The organism is Kitasatospora sp. NPDC096147 (assembly GCF_044763225.1).
Classification (GTDB): domain Bacteria; phylum Actinomycetota; class Actinomycetes; order Streptomycetales; family Streptomycetaceae; genus Kitasatospora.
The window spans coordinates 54382-70354 of sequence record NZ_JBIWFX010000021.1 but is presented as its reverse complement, the minus strand read 5'-3'; the positions used below and the strand labels follow the sequence as shown (position 1 = coordinate 70354).

Here is a 15973-nt window from a genome sequence, read left to right as displayed (position 1 = left end):
TCATCTGCCCCGACGCCCGAGGAGCGGCGATGACCGAGATCAGCAGCCCGCCCGCGCACCCGCCCACCCCGCCGATGGCCCCGCCGACAGCCCCGACCGCCCCACCGACCGCCGCGACCACCGCTCCCCCCTCCAACCCCCGCCGCTCGTACGCCAAGTCGGCCGCGGACGAGAGTCTGGAGGACTACTCGCTCCGCTACGCGCCGCACTCCTTCCGGCGCTGGTCGCCCACGGCGGTGGCCTCCACCGCACTGGGCGGGATCGCCTACCTCGCGGACTACGCGATCGGCGCGGGCATCGTGATGTCCTACGGCTTCACCAACGCACTGGCCTCGATCCTCACCGCCGCCGTGGTGATCTTCCTGACCGGCATCCCGATCGCCCGGGCCTGCGCGGCTAACGGCGTCGACATGGACCTGCTCACCCGGGGCTCCGGATTCGGCTACTTCGGCTCGACCCTCACCTCCCTGGTCTACGCGAGCTTCACCTTCATCTTCTTCGCCCTCGAAGGCTCGATCATGGCGCAGGCGTTCCACGAGGTGCTGCACCTGCCGCTACCGGTCGGCTACCTGCTGACCACGGTGATCGTCATCCCGATCGTCTTCAAGGGGATGGCCTGGATCGCCCGGATGCAGTCCTGGACCCAACCGGTGTGGATCGCCGGCCTGATCGCCCCGTTCGTCATCCTCGCCGTCGAATCCCCTTCCACCTTCCGGGAGTTCACCTCCTTCGGCGGCACCCACGGGGTCGGCTCGGGCTTCACCCTGCTGGGCTTCGGCCTCGGCACCGGAATCGCGCTCTCCCTCATCGCCCAGATCGGCGAGCAGGCCGACTACCTGCGCTTCATGCCGGCCCGCACCCCCGCCAACGCCCGGCGCTGGGACCTGGCGGTGCTGGCCGCCGGGCCGGGCTGGGTGGTGATCGGCGCGGTGAAGCAACTCGGCGGCGCCCTGCTGGCGTTCGCGGCACTCGGGGTGGTCGGCGAGGCGAAGGCACTGGAGCCGATCGCCCCGTACGTGGAGTCGTTGCGACCGTGGCTGGGGGCCGCCGCGCTGCCGGTGGCCGGGCTGTTCGTGGTGGTCTCGCAGGTAAAGATCAACTCGACCAACGCCTACTCGGGCTCGCTCTCCTGGTCGAACTTCTTCTCCCGGATCACCCACCGCCACCCCGGCCGGGTCTGGTACATCTTCCTCAACTGCGGTGTCGCGCTGCTGCTGATGGAGCTCGACATGTTCAGCGCCCTCGGCGCGCTGCTCGGCTTCTACTCCAACGTCGCCATCGCCTGGATCGGCGCCGTCACCGCCGACCTGGTGATCAACAAGCCGCTGGGGCTGAGCCCCCGGCACATCGAGTTCAAGCGCGCCCACCTGTACGCCGTCAATCCGGCTGGCTTCGGTGCCATGTGCGTGGCCGCCGCCGTCTCCATCGCGGCGTTCTTCGGCCTGTTCGGCCCGTACCCCAAGGCGTTCAGCCCGTTCATCGCGCTCGTCCTGGCCATGGTGCTCTGCCCGCTGATCGCCCGGGCCACCCGGGGCCGGTACTACCTCGCCCGTCCCGACCCCGAGGCGGAGTACCTCGACTCCACCGAGACCCGGCAGTGCGTGATCTGCGAGGGCCACTACGAGATCCCGGACACCGCCGGCTGCCCCTTCCACCAGGGCACCATCTGCTCGCTCTGCTGCAGCCTCGACGCCACCTGCCACGACGCCTGCACCAAGCCCCCCGCCGGCCCCGTCCCCCTCGGCCTGCCGACCGTCCGGCCCTCCTCGGACGCCCCCTCCTGACCGCCCCTGCGCCGCCGTCCGGCGAACCATGGCCCGGGTCGCCGGACCGCAGCTCAGCCAACTGGAGAGTACCCTCCGCTCGGCGACGCACAGGACCCTGGAATAGCCCTATCGCCCCAGCTCAGCGGCACTCTCCACCTTCCTGACCGCCCATCGGACAAGCTGCTCGAAAGCCTCCGCAAGGTCAGCTGCACGGATTCGATCAGGTGGAGGTGACGAGGCAACCGACCCTGTCACCACCCCGAGTCCCGTTCCTTGCCGTGCGGGCGGCCTCATCGCCGTCGGTGCAGACGGTCACGGGAGGGCGGTCGAGAGACGTCTGGATGGATGGCGGCATACCGGCTCTCCCGAATAGTCTTTCTAGTGTCAGTCCGGGTGGGTTCGCCGGGCTGTCTATAAGCCGTCGGATGGCGACCCAGGGTGGCCAAGAACGACCGACGTCGACTCCTCGCCCCTTGTGCGGCACAGGCCAAAAGTCCGCATCTGCGCCACTTGACGAATCCTGCCGAAGCCCCCGCGCGAGCCCTGTCGAACTGGTTTAATCCAGGCGCATGAATATCCTTGCAGGGGACTGGTGGTCAGCCGGCGCCTTCTGGCAGTACGTCATCACGACCGTTGTCGGCGTCTTGGTGGGAGCCCTGGCAGCATGGGCGACGATTAGGTCCGCAAACCCTAAGCGCGTGATCAACTGGTGGGTGAAGTCGAATACCTCCCTTATCGTTCCGCAGCTCCCTGCGGGTGGTGGCGGTCTTACTGTGCAGCTGGGCGGGCAACAGCTGCAGAAGCCCCGCATCGTCGAGTTGGTGATCACCAATGAGGGTTCCCGCGACATCACCGCGGCCATGTTCCACAACAATGCTTCGATCAGGTTCGGCTTTGACGGTACCAACGTGTGCGCAGTCCTTAGCGTCGACACCCAGCCCACGGGGACAGTCCTCCCATCCTTGGACATCGGTCCTGTCGTGTCCGTGGGCACCGCGCGTCTGGCTGAGGACTGGGTTGACGTGCTTCCGTCCCTGCTGAGCCGGGGACAGGCGGTTACTGTCACTGTCCTGGTCGACGGTGACGAGAAGGATGTCCGCTGCATCGGCGCTCCTCTTGTCGATGTAGAAGTGACGAATCACCCTCGCGGCGGCGCCAGTGGCTTGCTGTCCCGTGTTGAGCTGACCCCGTTCAGTCTGTCGCCTCTACCCATCCGTATTCGTTTCGGCAAGTGATCAACTTGTGGGCGCAACTGCGATCGGGGTAGAAGCGGGCGCCGACCAGCTTGTCTGGACAGTCGAGCCGCCACGTGGGCGCAGCTTGCGTCGATCCGTTGCACGGGGACACTCACGGCAAAGTGGACGGACAGAAGCAGAGCCGGCTAAGGGGCCGTGCGAAGTCGGCCATCGATGACTGATTGTGGCCATCCCCGGGTGCTCCGACCCAAGCGGGACACGGGCCAAGTCTCAGGATCTGCGGCCGGACGCTCCAGAAGCCTCGATCTCGCCGGTCAGGAGCGCTCCTCGCGGCCGTCATCAGCCGTGGACGGCTCGGCCGGTGAGAGCCCCGGGTCAGAGGCTGCCGACAGCTCCCGTAGCAGGCTGAAGGCCGGTCCGTCGACCGAGCGTTGGGTGTTGGCCAGCGCCACCACACCGGTGCCGCACTCCGGGCTCAGACCGACGAAGGAGGAGAAGCCGCCCGTCCCGCCGTTGTGCCAGAGCTCCACCCGGCCGCCCTGCTTGGCGTGCAACTGCTGCCCCAGCCAGCCGAGATGGGCCCAGGCGAACGGGGTCACGGGGTGCCGCACGCTGCGGCTGAGCGCGATGGGCTCCGTCAGTGCGCTTTGCTCCGGCTCCAGTTGGGCCTTGAGGAAGCCCGCCAGCTCTCCGGCGGTGGCGTGCAGCCCGCCCGCCCCGGCCAGGGCGGCCAGCTGCCAGGCGGCCACCGGGCGGCCCTTACGGTCGTGGCCCTGCACCTGCGGCCGGCCGGCGGCCACCGTGATGCCGGGGAGGCCGAGCGGGCCCGTCACCTGACGGGCGATCAGCCCCTCGTAGTCGGTGCCGGTACGCCGGGCCAGGGCCAGCCCGAGCAGACCGGCACCGAGGTTGGAGTAGCGGTGCCGCCGGCCCGGGACCGCACCGAGGCGGGTCTTCGCCAGCGTCCCCAGCAGCACCGGTTCGGTCAGCCCCGCGTACGGGTCCGGCGCGGACGGGCGGAGCAGCGCGCGGAGCAGCATGCCGTGCGGCAGCCGGGGCAGCCCTGAGGTGTGCTGGGCCAGCTGCCCGAGCGTCACGGCCGCTCCGTCCTTCGTCAAGCGGCCCGCCTCCGGCAGCAGTTCGGCCAGCGGCTGATCCAGGGAGACCGTCCCCTCGACCACCAGTGCGGCCAGCGCCAGTGCGGTGAAGACCTTCGTCACCGAGCCGATCTCGAAGACGTCCTCGACCCCGACCGCACCGGCCGCCCGTATCTCGACCTGCCCGCCCGCCAGCGCGGCGACCACCACGCCCGCCCGGTCCCGTGCCAGTCCGTCCGCCGTCCGCTGCGCCAGCGCGCCGAGATCATCCGCCATGCCGACAGGAAACCACACCCCCGCCCCTCACCCGCCGGCCCGGGCCGTGGTGCGGCACTCCGGAACTCCCCCGCCCGGCCCGGCGTTCAGGCGGCCGGGAGGGCATGATGCGCACCAAGCAGAAGGACCGGGACCGGCCTGGCCCCGAGGAGCCGTGGAACGAGATCGTCCCGGGCCTCTGGATGGGCGGCCACGTCTGGACCGACCGCACCGGAGAGCTCAGGGAGGCCGTGGTCGGCGCCGAGTTCGACCTGGTGGCGAGCCTGTACGCCCGACCGGGCCACGGGCCGGCACCCGGCGTGGAGCACCTGTACGCCCGGATGCCGGACGGCCGGCTGACGGGTGATCAGCTCCGGGCGGCCGAGGACCTGGCCCTGGCGGTGGCACGGGCGGTCCGGAGCGGGCGCACCGTACTGGTGCGCTGCCACTCCGGCTACAACCGCTCCGGCCTGGTGACCGCGCGGGCGCTGGTGGAGCTGGGCCACCCGCTGCCCGACGCGATCGACCTGATCCGGCGGCGGCGTTCGCCGTGGGCGCTGAGCACCGAGGTGTTCGTGGAGTACCTCGGCACCGGGCTCGGCGTCGCCGCGCTGCTCAGCGAGCTCGACCCCGTCGCCTGAAACCGGCACCGCCCGCACCGCCTGGATCCCGCTTCCCGTCCGGGAGTTCAGTGCCGGCCGAGCACCTCGGCGAGTCGGCTGACGCCGTCCGCGCCGTGCCCGAGCGCGATGGTCCGACGGGTCAGACCCTCGGCCGCCCGCATGACGCCCGAGTCGATGCCGTGCGATTCGGCGGTGTGCACCACGTGGGCCATGGTGGAGACGCCCGAGGTCAGCGGGTTGATCGCGCCCGAGTAGCTGCCGCTGTCGAAGTCCTCGGCGAACTCGGCGAACAGCGGAGGCAGGATCGCCCCGATGCCCTGGGCGAACGGCGCCAGCTCCCGCCCGCTGATCCCCTCCGCCTTGGCCAGCGCCAGGGCGTGCACGTACCCGGCCATCGCGGTCCAGAAGATGTCCAACAGCGCGATGTCGAAGCCGGCCGCCCGGCCGATGTCCTCGCCGAGGTGGGTGTGGCTGCCGCCGAGCACCGCCAGCACCGGCGCGTAGCGCTCGTACAGCGCGGCCGGACCGCTGTGGATGAAGACCGCCTCCGGGCCGCCGATGCTCGGGGCCGGCGTCATGATGGCGCCGTCCAGGTAGTCGATGCCGTGCCCGGCCGCCCAGGCACCGGTGCTCCGGGCCCGGTCCGGCGAGTCGGCGGTCAGGTTGACCAGGGTCCGGCCCTTGAGTGCGGCCTCGACCTCGGGGCGGCGCAGCACCGCGTCCGAGGCGTCGTAGTTGACCACGCAGACGACGGTCAACTCGCTTGCGGACACGGCCTCTTCGGCGCTCGCCGCGCTCACTGCCCCGCTCGCGACCAGCTCGGCGTCCCGCCCCGCGGTGCGGTTCCAGACCGTGGTGCGGACACCTGCCGCGAGGAAGGCGGCGGCCAGCGCGCGGCCCATCGGGCCGAGGCCGAGCACGGTGACGGTGGGGAAGGTGTGGTTGGTGGACATACGTCGACTCCTGTAGACATGGTGGTGGACAACGGGGAACCCCGAACGAGGACTCCTGGGGGAAGAGATGACGCGCAGTCAGGCCGTGGACCCGAGCGTGTGCGGGGTGACCGCCGCGATCGCGGTGATCGACGGCAAGTGGAAGACGTCCCTGCTCTGGCTGCTGGAATCCGGCTCGCACCGCCCCGCCGAACTCCGCCGACGGCTGCCGGGCCTGAGCGAGAAGGTGCTCACCCAGGCGCTGCGCGAGATGGAGTCCGACGGCCTGGTGCACCGCGAGGTGCACGACGTCCTGCCTCTGAAGACGGTCTACTCCCTGACCGACTTCGGCCGCCGCCTCTCCCTGGCCCTCGGCCCGGTCTCCGACCTGGGCTACGAACGCCTGGACCTGATGGCGGCCGAACGGGCCGAACGCTCGGCCTCCTGACCCGCTGTCATCTCCCTTCTTCCCTCTGCCCACAAGTCTGCTGGCTCGGTCCGGCCCTGCCCAGTACGCACAAATAAGTGGGTACTCCCGCCCGGGGCTCGGCCATCGGAACCCGACCTTCCGGTCCTTCCGGGTCCTTCCGCCCGCGTGGGCCGCTTCCTAGCATGCCCTCGTGCAGCCGCCCGTGACCCGCCATCCGTCCACCGTCCTGTCCGCCCTCGCCGGCCGCCCCACCCTGCCGGAGTGGGCGGCCGACCGCCTGCTGCGCTCCCGGGACCATGACGTCCTGCGGGCACTGGCCGTCAACCCGGGCCTCCCGCCAGAGGCCCGGCTCCGGCTGGCGGACCATCAGGACGGCCACGTCCGCAGCGGCCTGCTCCGCTCCGAGGACGGCCGGACGGCCGAGCTGTACGGGCGTTTCGCGGCCGACCCCGACCCCGAGGTGCGGATCGCCCTCGCCCGCTGCTCCCGCGCCCCTGCCAGGGTCCTGGCCGGGCTGGCCCACGACCCCGACCCCCGGGTGCGGGGCACCCTCGCGCAGTGGTGGACCAGGGCGCCGGAGGCCGTCCGGCGGTCCCTGCTGACGGACGCCGACGCCACCGTGCGCGCGGCTGCCTGCGCCGTCCGCCACTCCCGACCGCCGTCCCCCGTGCCGCCCGCCGACCTGCACGGGGCCCTGCTCGCCGACCCGCCGACCAGGGCCGGAGTGGTACGGCATCTCACCCTCTCCCCCGGACTGGCCACCGCACTCGCCGCGGACACCGACTCCGAGGTCCGCGCGCAGCTCGCCGCCCACCCGGACCTCCCCGTGCCGCTCCGCGACCGGTTGGCCGAGGACCCGTCGGCCCTGGTCCGCCAGGAGGTGCTGCTGCGCCGGGACTGCCCCGAGAGCCTGCGCACGGAGATCCACGCCGGGCTGCGGGCCTGCGCTGACGCGCTGTTCGATCCGGGGGCCGCCGACGAGCAGGCCGAGCGGGCAGTCGAGGCCATGCTCACCCTGGCCGATCTGGAGCTCCGCCCGGTGCCCTGGGTCCTCGACGCCCCCGCACTCGGCGTCGGTTCTCCGTACCCGTGCTTCCGCGTGACCGCCGCCCACAGTCCGTACCTGACGGCGGATCAGCGGGCCCGACTGCTGGACGACCCGGTCCCGCACGTCCGGCTCGCCGCCGCACACGGCATCGACCCCGACACGGCCGAACGCCTGGAGCGCGGCCACCCGGCCCGTGACAAGGTGCGCGGCCGTCCGGCCGACGGCGTCGACTTCCCCACCACCACCCTGCGCAGGTTCGCCACCGACCCCGATCCGTGGATCCGCCGGCTGGCCCCACGTGATCCGCAACTGCCCGCCGCCCTCCTCGGCGACCTGGCCGGGGACGGGCACCGCGTCGTCCGCACCGCCGTGGCCGCCCACGCCAGGCTCCCCGTGGCAGCCCTGCTCGCACTGCTCGCCGACCCGGAGAGCTCCGTCGCCGGGGCCGCCGCCCGGTCGCCGTCCCTCCCGACCGACCTGATGGACACCCTGCTGACCGCCGGCGGTCTCTGACGCCCGCTCAGCTCCCGCCCGGCAAGCGCCACGGCCCCCGGGCCACCGAGGCCGGACGGCAGGTCACACGGGCGGTCCAGGTACGACAGGTCACGTACGGCAGGTCAAACGGGAGCGGGCCACACGCGGCCGACTACGGACGGCGGCTCACGCTCGGCGGGCGATCGTGACGATCTCGCGGCTCTCCGAGGTGAGCCGGCCGCAGTGCCAGTCGCCGTAGCGGGCCTCGACCAGCAGACCGGCTCCGGCCAGGAAGGCGTCGAGGGCCGGGACGTCGAGGAAGCGCAGGCTGGTCCGGTCGGTACGCAGCACCGTGCCCGCCTCGGTGGTGGTCTCGGTGAAGGTGACCACGTCCCCGGTGACGGACTCGACCCGGTGCCCGGTCCGCAGGACGCGGCCGGTGTCGTCGGTGACCTCGGAGGCGTTGGCCGGGGTCCAGTGCTTCCAGGCTCGGGCCTGCGGGTGGCGGGTCTCGAAGGCGAACCGGCCGCCGGGGCGCAGCGCGCGCCGGACGGCGGCCAGCGAGTCGGCCACCTCCCGGTCGGTGACCAGGCACTGGAAGGCGTGGCCGGTCATCACGGCGAGCTCGAACTCGGCCTCCCACGGAATGTCCGCCGCGCGGCCGGCCACCCACTCGACGTCGGTGCGGCGGCGGGCCCGGTCCAGGGCGGCCGGGTCCGGGTCGATGCCGGTGAGCCGTCCGGTGTGACCGTGCTCGCGGGCCTGACGGAGCATCTGGCCGGTGCCGCAGCCCAGGTCGAGCACCGAACCGGCCGCTGCCACCAGGCCGTCGTAGAAGGCGTCGCTCGGCCAACGGGCCGGGTCCCAGGGGTTCAGCCGGTCGTAGAGCGCAGCCGCGTCGGCGTCGGAGAGCATCGCGCCAGTATCACCAAGGAGGTGCTGCCCTCCAAGCGAATTACCGCTCCCGGAAAGGGGATTGACCCTCGGAGAAACGGAAGGGCCCGCACCGTCGGACGACGGTGCGGGCCCTTGGGCGCCGCGCTCAGAGCGCAACGGTGCCGGACTGGATACCTGCTTCCGCCCGGTGCGGGCCCTTGGGCGCCGCGCTCAGGCGACGGTGACCACGATCTTGCCCCGGGTGTGCCCCTCGGCGTTCAGCCGCTGGGCGTCGGCCGCGCGCTCCAGCGGGAAGGTGGCGGCCACCTCGACGGTGAGCAGACCCTTGTCGGCCAGCTCCGCCAGCTCGGTGAGCCCCGCCGCGTCCGGGCGGACGAAGACGTACCGGCCGCCGAGGCCGATCACCGCGCCGTCGGCGATGGAGGCCAGTCGGCCGCCCTCGGCCAGCAGCTCCGGGGAGACGGTCAGCGCCTCGCCGCCGACCAGGTCGAGCACCGCGTCCACACCCGCCGGGGCGAGCGCGCGGACCCGCTCGACCAGCCCCTCGCCGTAGGCGACCGGCTCGGCGCCGAGCTCGCGCAGGAAGGCGTGGTTGCGCTCGCTGGCGGTGCCGATCACCTTGGCACCGAGGGCGACGGCGATCTGCACGGCGAGGGAGCCGACGCCCCCGGCGGCGGCGTGCACCAGGACGGTGTCACCGGGCCCGACGGCCAGGGCTGCGGTCAGCGCCTGATGGGCGGTCAGCCCGGCCAGCGGCAGGCCGGCGGCCTGCTCGAAGCTCAGCGCGGCGGGCTTGTGGGCCAGCGTCCGGACCGGCGCGGCCACGTACTCGGCGAAGGTGCCCCGGCCGACCACGTCCTCGCGGACGTAACCCATCACCTCGTCACCGGCCGCGAACTCGGTCACCCCGACGCCGACCTGCTCCACCACGCCCGCCACGTCCCACCCGGGAACGACCGGGAAGACCGCGTCCAGCACCCCGTCGAGGTAGCCGGCCTGGATCTTCCAGTCCACCGGGTTCACCGAGGCCGCGCGGACCTTGACCAGCACGGAGTCCGGGCCGAGCTTGGGCATCGGCCGCTCGCCGTACTCGAGGACGTCGGCGCCGCCGTAGGTGCGGTAGGTGATGGCCTTCATGGTGACACTCCTGTGCATAAAGATTTGAGGCACTCGATGTTTCATGTCCTCAAGTACTTCACCGACCGTAGACCTGAATAGTTGAGGATGTCAAGCAATCGGCTGTACGCCCGCCGGTAGTAGAGTCCCCGGAACGATCAACGTTCCGGGGGACCGAATGCCGATACGACGGCGCAGACGCATCGCCTGGGCACTGCTGGGCACGGCCGCACTCGCGACACTGGCCTACCTGCCGGGCCGGCAGGCCCGACGCTCCGGCGGCCTGGTGGAGGTCGCCCGCTGGCTCGACCACCCCGCACTCCTGCTCGGCGGCGCACTGGTGCTCACGCTGGTCGCGTGGGTGGTCCGGTTCGAGTTCCGCAGCACCTGGTCACAGGTCCTCGGCGCGCTCGCGCTGATCTCGCTCGCCACGGGTGCCCTGTACAGCGCCGTACCCCTGATCATCCTCAGCGGTTGGGGCGACCGGGAGGTCAAGCGCCAGGACTCACCTGCCGGGGCGGACCGGGTCCTCCGGGTGGCCGACGTGGACCCGTCGATCGATCCGGCCTACCGGGTGGAGGTGATCAGCGGCAGCGGCTGGTCGGCCCGGCACTGGACCCTGGGCACCTGGGACGAAAGCCTGGGGGGCTTCCAGGGCGCTCGCTGGACCGGGCCGGACGAGATCACCGTGACCACCTCCGAGCAGCTCGCCGTGTTCGCCGTCGGGCCGGACGGCCGCCCCGGCGAGCCGCGCGTGACCTCGCTGCGCCGTCCCTGACCGCCCGTCACCTCCGGCTCCGACCGCCCGTCACCTCCGGCTCTGACCGTCGCCGCTCCCGGCCCCGCTCCCGTCAGCGGCACACCTCAGCGGTACAGGTCGGGCACCTCACCGGCCTCCAGCGCCCGGACGGCGTGGCTCCAGGCCTCGGCCAGCGCGGTCTCCAGACCACCCTCCTCACCGGATCGGACCGGGGCACCGAAGTGGACGTGCACCCGGGGCCGGCGCAGCGGGGCGGTGAAGGCGCCCGCGATCTGCTTGGCGGTGCTGCCGGAGGAGACCCGGCGGGCACCGGCGTGGCCGATCGGGAGCAGCGGGGCGCCGGTGGCCTCGGCCAGCCGGACCGCGCCGGACTTCAGGGCGCGCGGCGGCCGGTCGGCGGAGGCGCGGTACTTCGGCAGGCCGCCCTCGGGGTAGAGCAGCACGCTCCGCCCGGCCGCCAGTGCCTCCCCCGCCGCGACCAGCGCGTCCCCGGCCCGCGCGGTGCCCCGGTGCACGGGGACGTAGCCCTCCCGGGTCAGCGCCCGCCCGAGCAGCGGCAGCCGCCAGAGCCCGGCGGTGGCCAGCACGACCGGTCGCACGCCGAGGCGCTCCAGCACCCCCATCACCAGCACCGGGTCGGCCAGCGAGGTGTGATTGGCCGTCAGGATGACGCCCCGCGCCGCCCCGTCGGTGACCCGCTCCGCCCCGCTGACGGTGATCCGGCCCAGGGCCGGCAGCACCGCCCCGGCCGCTCTGGTCAGCACCCCGCCCCGGGCCGGCCCCGTCCTGTGTTCGTTCATGCGGCACACCGTAGCGCCCCGACCGGACAGTGCCCGGTCACCTCGGCGCAGCCGTGCCACCCGGAGGCGGGCCGTACCGGAACCGGGCCCGCCCGCCCTCCTTGCAGAGGGCCGGGCTGACGCTGGGTTCGCCGGAGAACGGCCGGTCGAGCACCCGGCCGAAGCTCACCGGCACCACGTCGAGCTTCGCGGTGCCCATGCCGTTCGACAGCCACGACTCCCCGGCAGTACCCCGTCCGGCGCTCGTCCCCGGGGAGCGTGGGGCACCACCGATGCACCCCGGGGCGCCGCTCAGTCGTCCGGGGTGCGCGGTCCACCCGCGCGTGCGCGCCGGACGACGGCGAGCCGCCCTCGCCGGTGTGCGAGGGCGGCTCATCCGATCGACGGTCCGGCACCGGGGCCGGTCATCCGTCAGATCTTCACCGGCTGGGCGGGCGCGGCCTGCGGCGCGGCCTCGACCTCGGGGGCCGGTGCCGGGGCGCTCAGCCGGTCGGCCAGCTTGAGCCAGATCACACCGGCGATGATGACGGCCAGCCATACGCCCTGGGCCACCGTCAGGTGCTCGTCGAAGACCACCGGGCCGAGCAGCGCGGCGCCGACCGAGCCGATGCCGGCCCAGACCGCGTAGCCGATCGAGACGTCGATGCTGCGCAGCGCGGCGCTCAGCGCCCAGAGGGTCAGCAGGAAGAACACCACGGCGACCAGCGACCACCAGAGCTTGGTGAAGCCGTCACTGCCACCGACGGTCAGCGCGTAGCCGACCTCGAATGCGCCGGCGAGGAGGAGCATCATCCACGGGTTGGCCTGGCCGGATGCGGAGCTGGTGTTGGACATGTGCGCGGTCCCTTCGTGACGGGTCGAGTGGGGTGACGGAGGCTCAGACGCCGCTGAGCTGGAGGCCGACGACGCCGGCGATGATGACCACGATGCCGAGGCCCTTCTGCCAGGTGAGCTTCTGGCCGAACAGGGCGGCACCGAGCAGGGTGATGCCGACGCCGGAGACGGAGGTCCAGATCGCGTAGCCGACACCGACGTTGAAGGTCTGCAGTGCCTTGCTCAGGAAGAAGGTGCCGATCGCGCCGCTGACCAGGGTGGCGATCGTCCACGGGCGGTTCTTGAAGCCTTCGGCCTTGCCGGCCGCGATGGCCACCGCGATCTCGAAGATGACCGCGATGCCGAGGTAGAGCCACTGCATGGGATTGTCCCTTTCGCTGCTTGGGGAAGTGGTCGGGCCGGTGCGGGCCCGGTGGTCAGGTGGCGCTCAGCGACGGCTCGACACCCGCTCAGCACCGGCTCGGTGCTCGCTCAGCACCCGTCGATCCCGCAGGCGGCGCCCCGGGTGATGGCCTGCTCGGCCCGGACGTCGAGCACGGCCTTGCGGATCTGGGCCGCGGTGGCGACGCCCTCGATGCGGTGGCGTTCGCCGATGATCAGGGTCGGGGCGACCGAGACCCGGTACGCCTCGGCGGTCCGCAGCGCGGCCTGGTGGGTCTCGGTGTAGGTGCCGGCCTCCAGGGCCCCGGCGAAGCCGGCACCGTCCAGGCCGAGTTCGACGGCGATGTCGGTGAGCACCTCGACCTGTCCGATGTCCCGGTTCTCCTGGAAGAACGCCCGCAGCATCCTCGGGGTGTACTCGGCCGCCTTGCCGTGCTCGGCGGCGTACTGGTACCCCTCGAAGGCCAGCCGGGTGTAGGGCTGCGGCGAGACGGTGGGCAGGGTGATGTCCACGCCCATCCGGCGGGCCATCGGGTAGACCGACCTGGCCCAGACGGCGGGCAGGTAGGCGTCCTCCGGACGGAGCGTCGGGGTGGGGTGGGGCCGCAGCTCGAACGGCATCCACTCGATCTCGACGTCGAGGTCGTGGGTGGCCTCGTGCAGCGGGCCCTCGGCCAGCATGCAGAACGGACAGACGTAGTCCGACCAGACCTTGATGTGGACCCTGTCGGCCCCCTCCCCGGTCAGGTCGTACGCGGTCGGGGCCTGCGGCTCGTTCACGGTCGCTCCCGGTCGGAAGTGCGGTTGGCGGTACGGAGGTTGGCCCGGTCGAGGGTGAGGAACTCCTCGAACGGCTTGGTGTCCCCGGGGGTCCGGAGCGAGGTGACCCGGATCGGCCAGGTCTCCGGGTCCTCCGCGAAGATCGAGTACGAGCTGGTGTAGTCGAAGCCGTACTGGGCGGCCGTCCGGCGGTCCACGGCGTGCACGATGTGGGCCACGTTGAAGTAGAGCGAGGCCATGTAGCAGAGGGCGCACGGCTCCCCGGAGGCGATCAGGACGGCCCCTGCGGTGGCGTGCAGCCCGTAAGTGCCGGCCGCCTCGCGGAGCGCGACCACCTCGGCGTGCGCCGTGGGGTCGTTGTCCTCGCGGACCCGGTTGAAGCCGGTCCCCAGGATGCGGCCGTGGTTGACCACCACTCCGGAGAACGGGATGCCCCCCTTGGCCACGTGCTCCCGGCTGAGCCGGACCGCCTCGTGGACGTACTCGGTCAGCTCGTTCTCCGAGATGTCGGAGTGACGCATGCTTCCCCCTGCTCAGAGCCGAGAACTTGTATGTATATGCATGTTCATCTCTCGCAGACTCCGGCACTGCCGAGTCTGTGCGATGGATAAAGCTTGCATGAGCAAACATCTAGCTGTCAAGCGCCGAGCTCAGGCCGCCCGGAGCACGGCCGGGGCGGGGTCGGCGGCCTGCCCGGAGGGGGTCGCCGTGGCCAGCCGACTGAAGGCGTAGGCGGCCGAGACCAAGGTCATGTGGTGGTGCCAGCCGGGGTACGAGCGGCCCTCGAAGTCCCTTAGCCCGAAGCCCCGTTGGAGCATCGAGACGGTCTCGCCGGTGGCCGTCCCGTACTCGGTGAGGTCGAGCAGCTGCTCGACCGGGCGGTGCACCATGTTGGTGATCCAGAGCTGGTCGACGTCCTTGGCGCGCAGCGCGGGCCGCACCAGCAGCCGGTGCGGCTGGGCCCGGCCGCCCGGCGCGGTGGCGCCCGGCACCTGGACCAGCGGGGCCGGCCCCGACACCCGGGCCGGGCGGCCGAGCGGAGCTCGGGCGGGCTCGGCGGCGCAGTCCGCCAGGATGCGCACGGCCGGCAGCACCGCCCGGCCGGAATTGCAGGCCCGGACGTCCAGCGGTGCCAGCGGGAATCCGTCCGGGACGGCCAGCAGGAATTCCAGGCCGCGCCGGTTCAGTCCTTCCGCGACGACCGCCGGATCCAGGTAGCCGTCCAGGTCCACCACCACCGGCACGTCCTGGCGGTGGGAGCGCCGGACCGTCTGGTCGACCAGCCGGAGCACCTCCTCCTCGGTGGTGGCCGTGGTGGCGGACGGGATCCTGGCCTGCTCGCGGCGCAGCGGCTGCCGGGTCCAGGCCTCCGGGAGCAGCAGCCGCCAGCCCACCGGGAGGTCACCGGCCTCGGTGGCCATGAAGACGGCGGCGCCGACCTGGCAGTTGACGGTCCGTCCGGCCCCGGGGACGAAACGGCGGTGCACGCCGCAGGACTTGTCCCCGCGCTTGGGCAGCACCACGGGGGCGACCGTCCAAGCCAGCGGGCTGGCCCGGTCCTCGGCCCACTGTCTCAGCCGGTCGCAGACCGGCTCCCAGCTCCAGGGGCTCTCGTTGACGAACTGGTGCAGCGCCTGCGCCGCCGTGGGCGAGTCGCTGACCAGCTCCGCCAGCCGGCGCACCGTCTTCTTCCCCGGTGTGCCGAGCAGGCCGTACACATAGGCGTGTGCCCACCGACGCTGGTCCGCCCGACTGAAATGGGCGAACAACTCGTCGGTGAAACGGGCTATCGGTTCCCGTCTGCTCATGCCGTTGGTCCCTTCCGTGGCGGTGGATAGGCGGCGTCAATTCGGGCCGCCCTCACAGTAAGGAACGTCCGCCATGTTTTCCACCACCCAAAAGTCGGCCGCGCACTCCGTCAGTTCGGAATTACTTTCCGAGGACCGTTCCGACGGAATCCGGCCGCCCCTCCGTCAGCACGAGCCGCCTGCGGCTCCCGGCGGGTGGCGTGACCTCACCGAACGCCCCGGGACCCGGCAAACCGACCGACCGGCCCAGAAACTTGCATGAGCATGTATCATTCGCGGAAGACCGAAGCAACCCCAGAGGGAGGAACGATGGCGAGCTCTCCACCCGTGTCCCTACCCACCTCCGACCACGCGGTGTGGAACCGCGTACTGACGCTGCACACCTACGTGGAACGCGAGTTGGCCCTGGCCCTGCAGCGCAGGCACGGCATCGGACTGTCGGAGTACCGCTCCCTGGAGCACCTCCAGCACTCGGCCAGCAGCGAGCTGCGGATGCAGGACCTGGCGGACAAGGTGGGCCTCGGCCAGTCCTCGATCACCAGGCTGGTCGGCCGGCTGGAGACGGCCGGCTTCGCCTTCAAGGACCTCTGCCCCTCCGACAAGCGGGGCGTCTACGCGGTCATCACCGACGAGGGCCGCCAGCGTTACCAGGCCGCCCGCGCCACCTACGCGGAGGTGCTCTCCTCCGCACTGAACACCTTCACTGCCGACCCCGAACTGGGCCCCACGGTCCAGGCGTTGCGCGGCGCCCAGGGCTGACCACCCCCCGCCGCAGA

Annotated in this window: 18 protein-coding genes; 7 read left to right on the top strand and 11 right to left on the bottom strand. The window is 72.0% G+C overall.

The window, feature by feature from the left end:
- Nucleotides 1-29 precede the first annotated feature (29 nt).
- Nucleotides 30-1784 carry a purine-cytosine permease family protein gene (locus tag ACIRBX_RS36060; RefSeq protein ID WP_402304106.1) on the top strand — a complete coding sequence of 585 codons (1755 nt, stop codon included), beginning with the start codon at nucleotides 30-32 and terminating at the stop codon, nucleotides 1782-1784.
- A 551-nt stretch (nucleotides 1785-2335) separates the two neighbouring features.
- On the top strand, nucleotides 2336-3001 hold the full coding sequence (locus tag ACIRBX_RS36055) for a hypothetical protein (protein ID WP_402304103.1): 666 nt from the start codon (nucleotides 2336-2338) through the stop codon (nucleotides 2999-3001).
- 275 nt (nucleotides 3002-3276) lie between these two features.
- Here ACIRBX_RS36055 and ACIRBX_RS36050 read toward each other — a convergent pair whose 3' ends face one another.
- A complete protein-coding gene (locus ACIRBX_RS36050; RefSeq protein ID WP_402304101.1) occupies nucleotides 3277-4335 on the bottom strand; it encodes a serine hydrolase domain-containing protein in 1059 nt (352 codons plus the stop codon).
- A gap of 107 nt (nucleotides 4336-4442) precedes the next feature.
- On the opposite strand from ACIRBX_RS36050, the gene ACIRBX_RS36045 reads away from it, so the two are divergent.
- Nucleotides 4443-4955: a protein phosphatase gene (locus ACIRBX_RS36045; RefSeq protein ID WP_402304100.1), complete on the top strand. Its 513-nt coding sequence runs from the start codon at nucleotides 4443-4445 to the stop codon at nucleotides 4953-4955.
- 47 nt (nucleotides 4956-5002) lie between these two features.
- Here ACIRBX_RS36045 and ACIRBX_RS36040 read toward each other — a convergent pair whose 3' ends face one another.
- Complete coding sequence (locus tag ACIRBX_RS36040; protein ID WP_402304098.1) at nucleotides 5003-5890, bottom strand: NAD(P)-dependent oxidoreductase; 888 nt, start codon at nucleotides 5888-5890, stop codon at nucleotides 5003-5005.
- A gap of 67 nt (nucleotides 5891-5957) precedes the next feature.
- On the opposite strand from ACIRBX_RS36040, the gene ACIRBX_RS36035 reads away from it, so the two are divergent.
- Both ACIRBX_RS36035 and ACIRBX_RS36030 read left to right on the top strand, forming a co-directional pair.
- Nucleotides 5958-6317 carry a winged helix-turn-helix transcriptional regulator gene (locus ACIRBX_RS36035; RefSeq protein WP_402304095.1) on the top strand — a complete coding sequence of 120 codons (360 nt, stop codon included), beginning with the start codon at nucleotides 5958-5960 and terminating at the stop codon, nucleotides 6315-6317.
- A 172-nt stretch (nucleotides 6318-6489) separates the two neighbouring features.
- Nucleotides 6490-7860, top strand: coding sequence for a hypothetical protein (locus tag ACIRBX_RS36030; protein WP_402304093.1), 1371 nt, complete (start codon nucleotides 6490-6492; stop codon nucleotides 7858-7860).
- Between the two features lie 147 nt (nucleotides 7861-8007).
- Here the strand turns inward: ACIRBX_RS36030 and ACIRBX_RS36025 are convergent, their stop codons facing one another.
- Both ACIRBX_RS36025 and ACIRBX_RS36020 read right to left on the bottom strand, forming a co-directional pair.
- Nucleotides 8008-8736: a class I SAM-dependent methyltransferase gene (locus ACIRBX_RS36025; RefSeq protein ID WP_402304091.1), complete on the bottom strand. Its 729-nt coding sequence runs from the start codon at nucleotides 8734-8736 to the stop codon at nucleotides 8008-8010.
- 192 nt (nucleotides 8737-8928) lie between these two features.
- Entirely contained in the window at nucleotides 8929-9855 is a 927-nt protein-coding gene (locus ACIRBX_RS36020; RefSeq protein WP_402304089.1) for an NADP-dependent oxidoreductase, read from the bottom strand.
- A gap of 157 nt (nucleotides 9856-10012) precedes the next feature.
- Here ACIRBX_RS36020 and ACIRBX_RS36015 point away from each other — a divergent pair, with 157 nt between their 5' ends.
- Nucleotides 10013-10612, top strand: a complete 600-nt coding sequence (locus tag ACIRBX_RS36015; RefSeq protein WP_402304087.1) for a hypothetical protein — start codon at nucleotides 10013-10015, stop codon at nucleotides 10610-10612.
- An 86-nt stretch (nucleotides 10613-10698) separates the two neighbouring features.
- On the opposite strand, the gene ACIRBX_RS36010 is transcribed toward ACIRBX_RS36015, so the two are convergent.
- The 7 genes from ACIRBX_RS36010 to ACIRBX_RS35980 all read right to left on the bottom strand — a co-directional run bounded on the left by ACIRBX_RS36010 (nucleotide 10699) and on the right by ACIRBX_RS35980 (nucleotide 15197).
- Entirely contained in the window at nucleotides 10699-11394 is a 696-nt protein-coding gene (locus tag ACIRBX_RS36010) for a lysophospholipid acyltransferase family protein (RefSeq protein ID WP_402304085.1), read from the bottom strand.
- Nucleotides 11395-11431: 37 nt separating this feature from the next.
- Nucleotides 11432-11593: a hypothetical protein gene (locus ACIRBX_RS36005; RefSeq protein WP_402304083.1), complete on the bottom strand. Its 162-nt coding sequence runs from the start codon at nucleotides 11591-11593 to the stop codon at nucleotides 11432-11434.
- A 212-nt stretch (nucleotides 11594-11805) separates the two neighbouring features.
- Nucleotides 11806-12228 (bottom strand): DMT family transporter, encoded by a 423-nt coding sequence (locus ACIRBX_RS36000; protein ID WP_402304081.1) that lies wholly within the window; start codon nucleotides 12226-12228, stop codon nucleotides 11806-11808.
- 43 nt (nucleotides 12229-12271) lie between these two features.
- Nucleotides 12272-12589, bottom strand: a complete 318-nt coding sequence (locus tag ACIRBX_RS35995) for a DMT family transporter (protein WP_402304079.1) — start codon at nucleotides 12587-12589, stop codon at nucleotides 12272-12274.
- Nucleotides 12590-12699: 110 nt separating this feature from the next.
- Nucleotides 12700-13389, bottom strand: a complete 690-nt coding sequence (locus ACIRBX_RS35990) for a DsbA family protein (RefSeq protein WP_402304077.1) — start codon at nucleotides 13387-13389, stop codon at nucleotides 12700-12702.
- A complete protein-coding gene (locus ACIRBX_RS35985) occupies nucleotides 13386-13910 on the bottom strand; it encodes a nucleoside deaminase (RefSeq protein WP_402304075.1) in 525 nt (174 codons plus the stop codon). The genes ACIRBX_RS35990 and ACIRBX_RS35985 overlap by 4 nt, the downstream gene beginning before the upstream one ends.
- Nucleotides 13911-14039: 129 nt before the next feature.
- A complete protein-coding gene (locus ACIRBX_RS35980; RefSeq protein WP_402304074.1) occupies nucleotides 14040-15197 on the bottom strand; it encodes an IS701 family transposase in 1158 nt (385 codons plus the stop codon).
- A gap of 309 nt (nucleotides 15198-15506) precedes the next feature.
- Between ACIRBX_RS35980 and ACIRBX_RS35975 the strand changes: the two genes are divergently transcribed.
- Nucleotides 15507-15956 (top strand): MarR family winged helix-turn-helix transcriptional regulator, encoded by a 450-nt coding sequence (locus ACIRBX_RS35975; protein WP_402304073.1) that lies wholly within the window; start codon nucleotides 15507-15509, stop codon nucleotides 15954-15956.
- The last annotated feature ends 17 nt before the right edge of the window (nucleotides 15957-15973 follow it).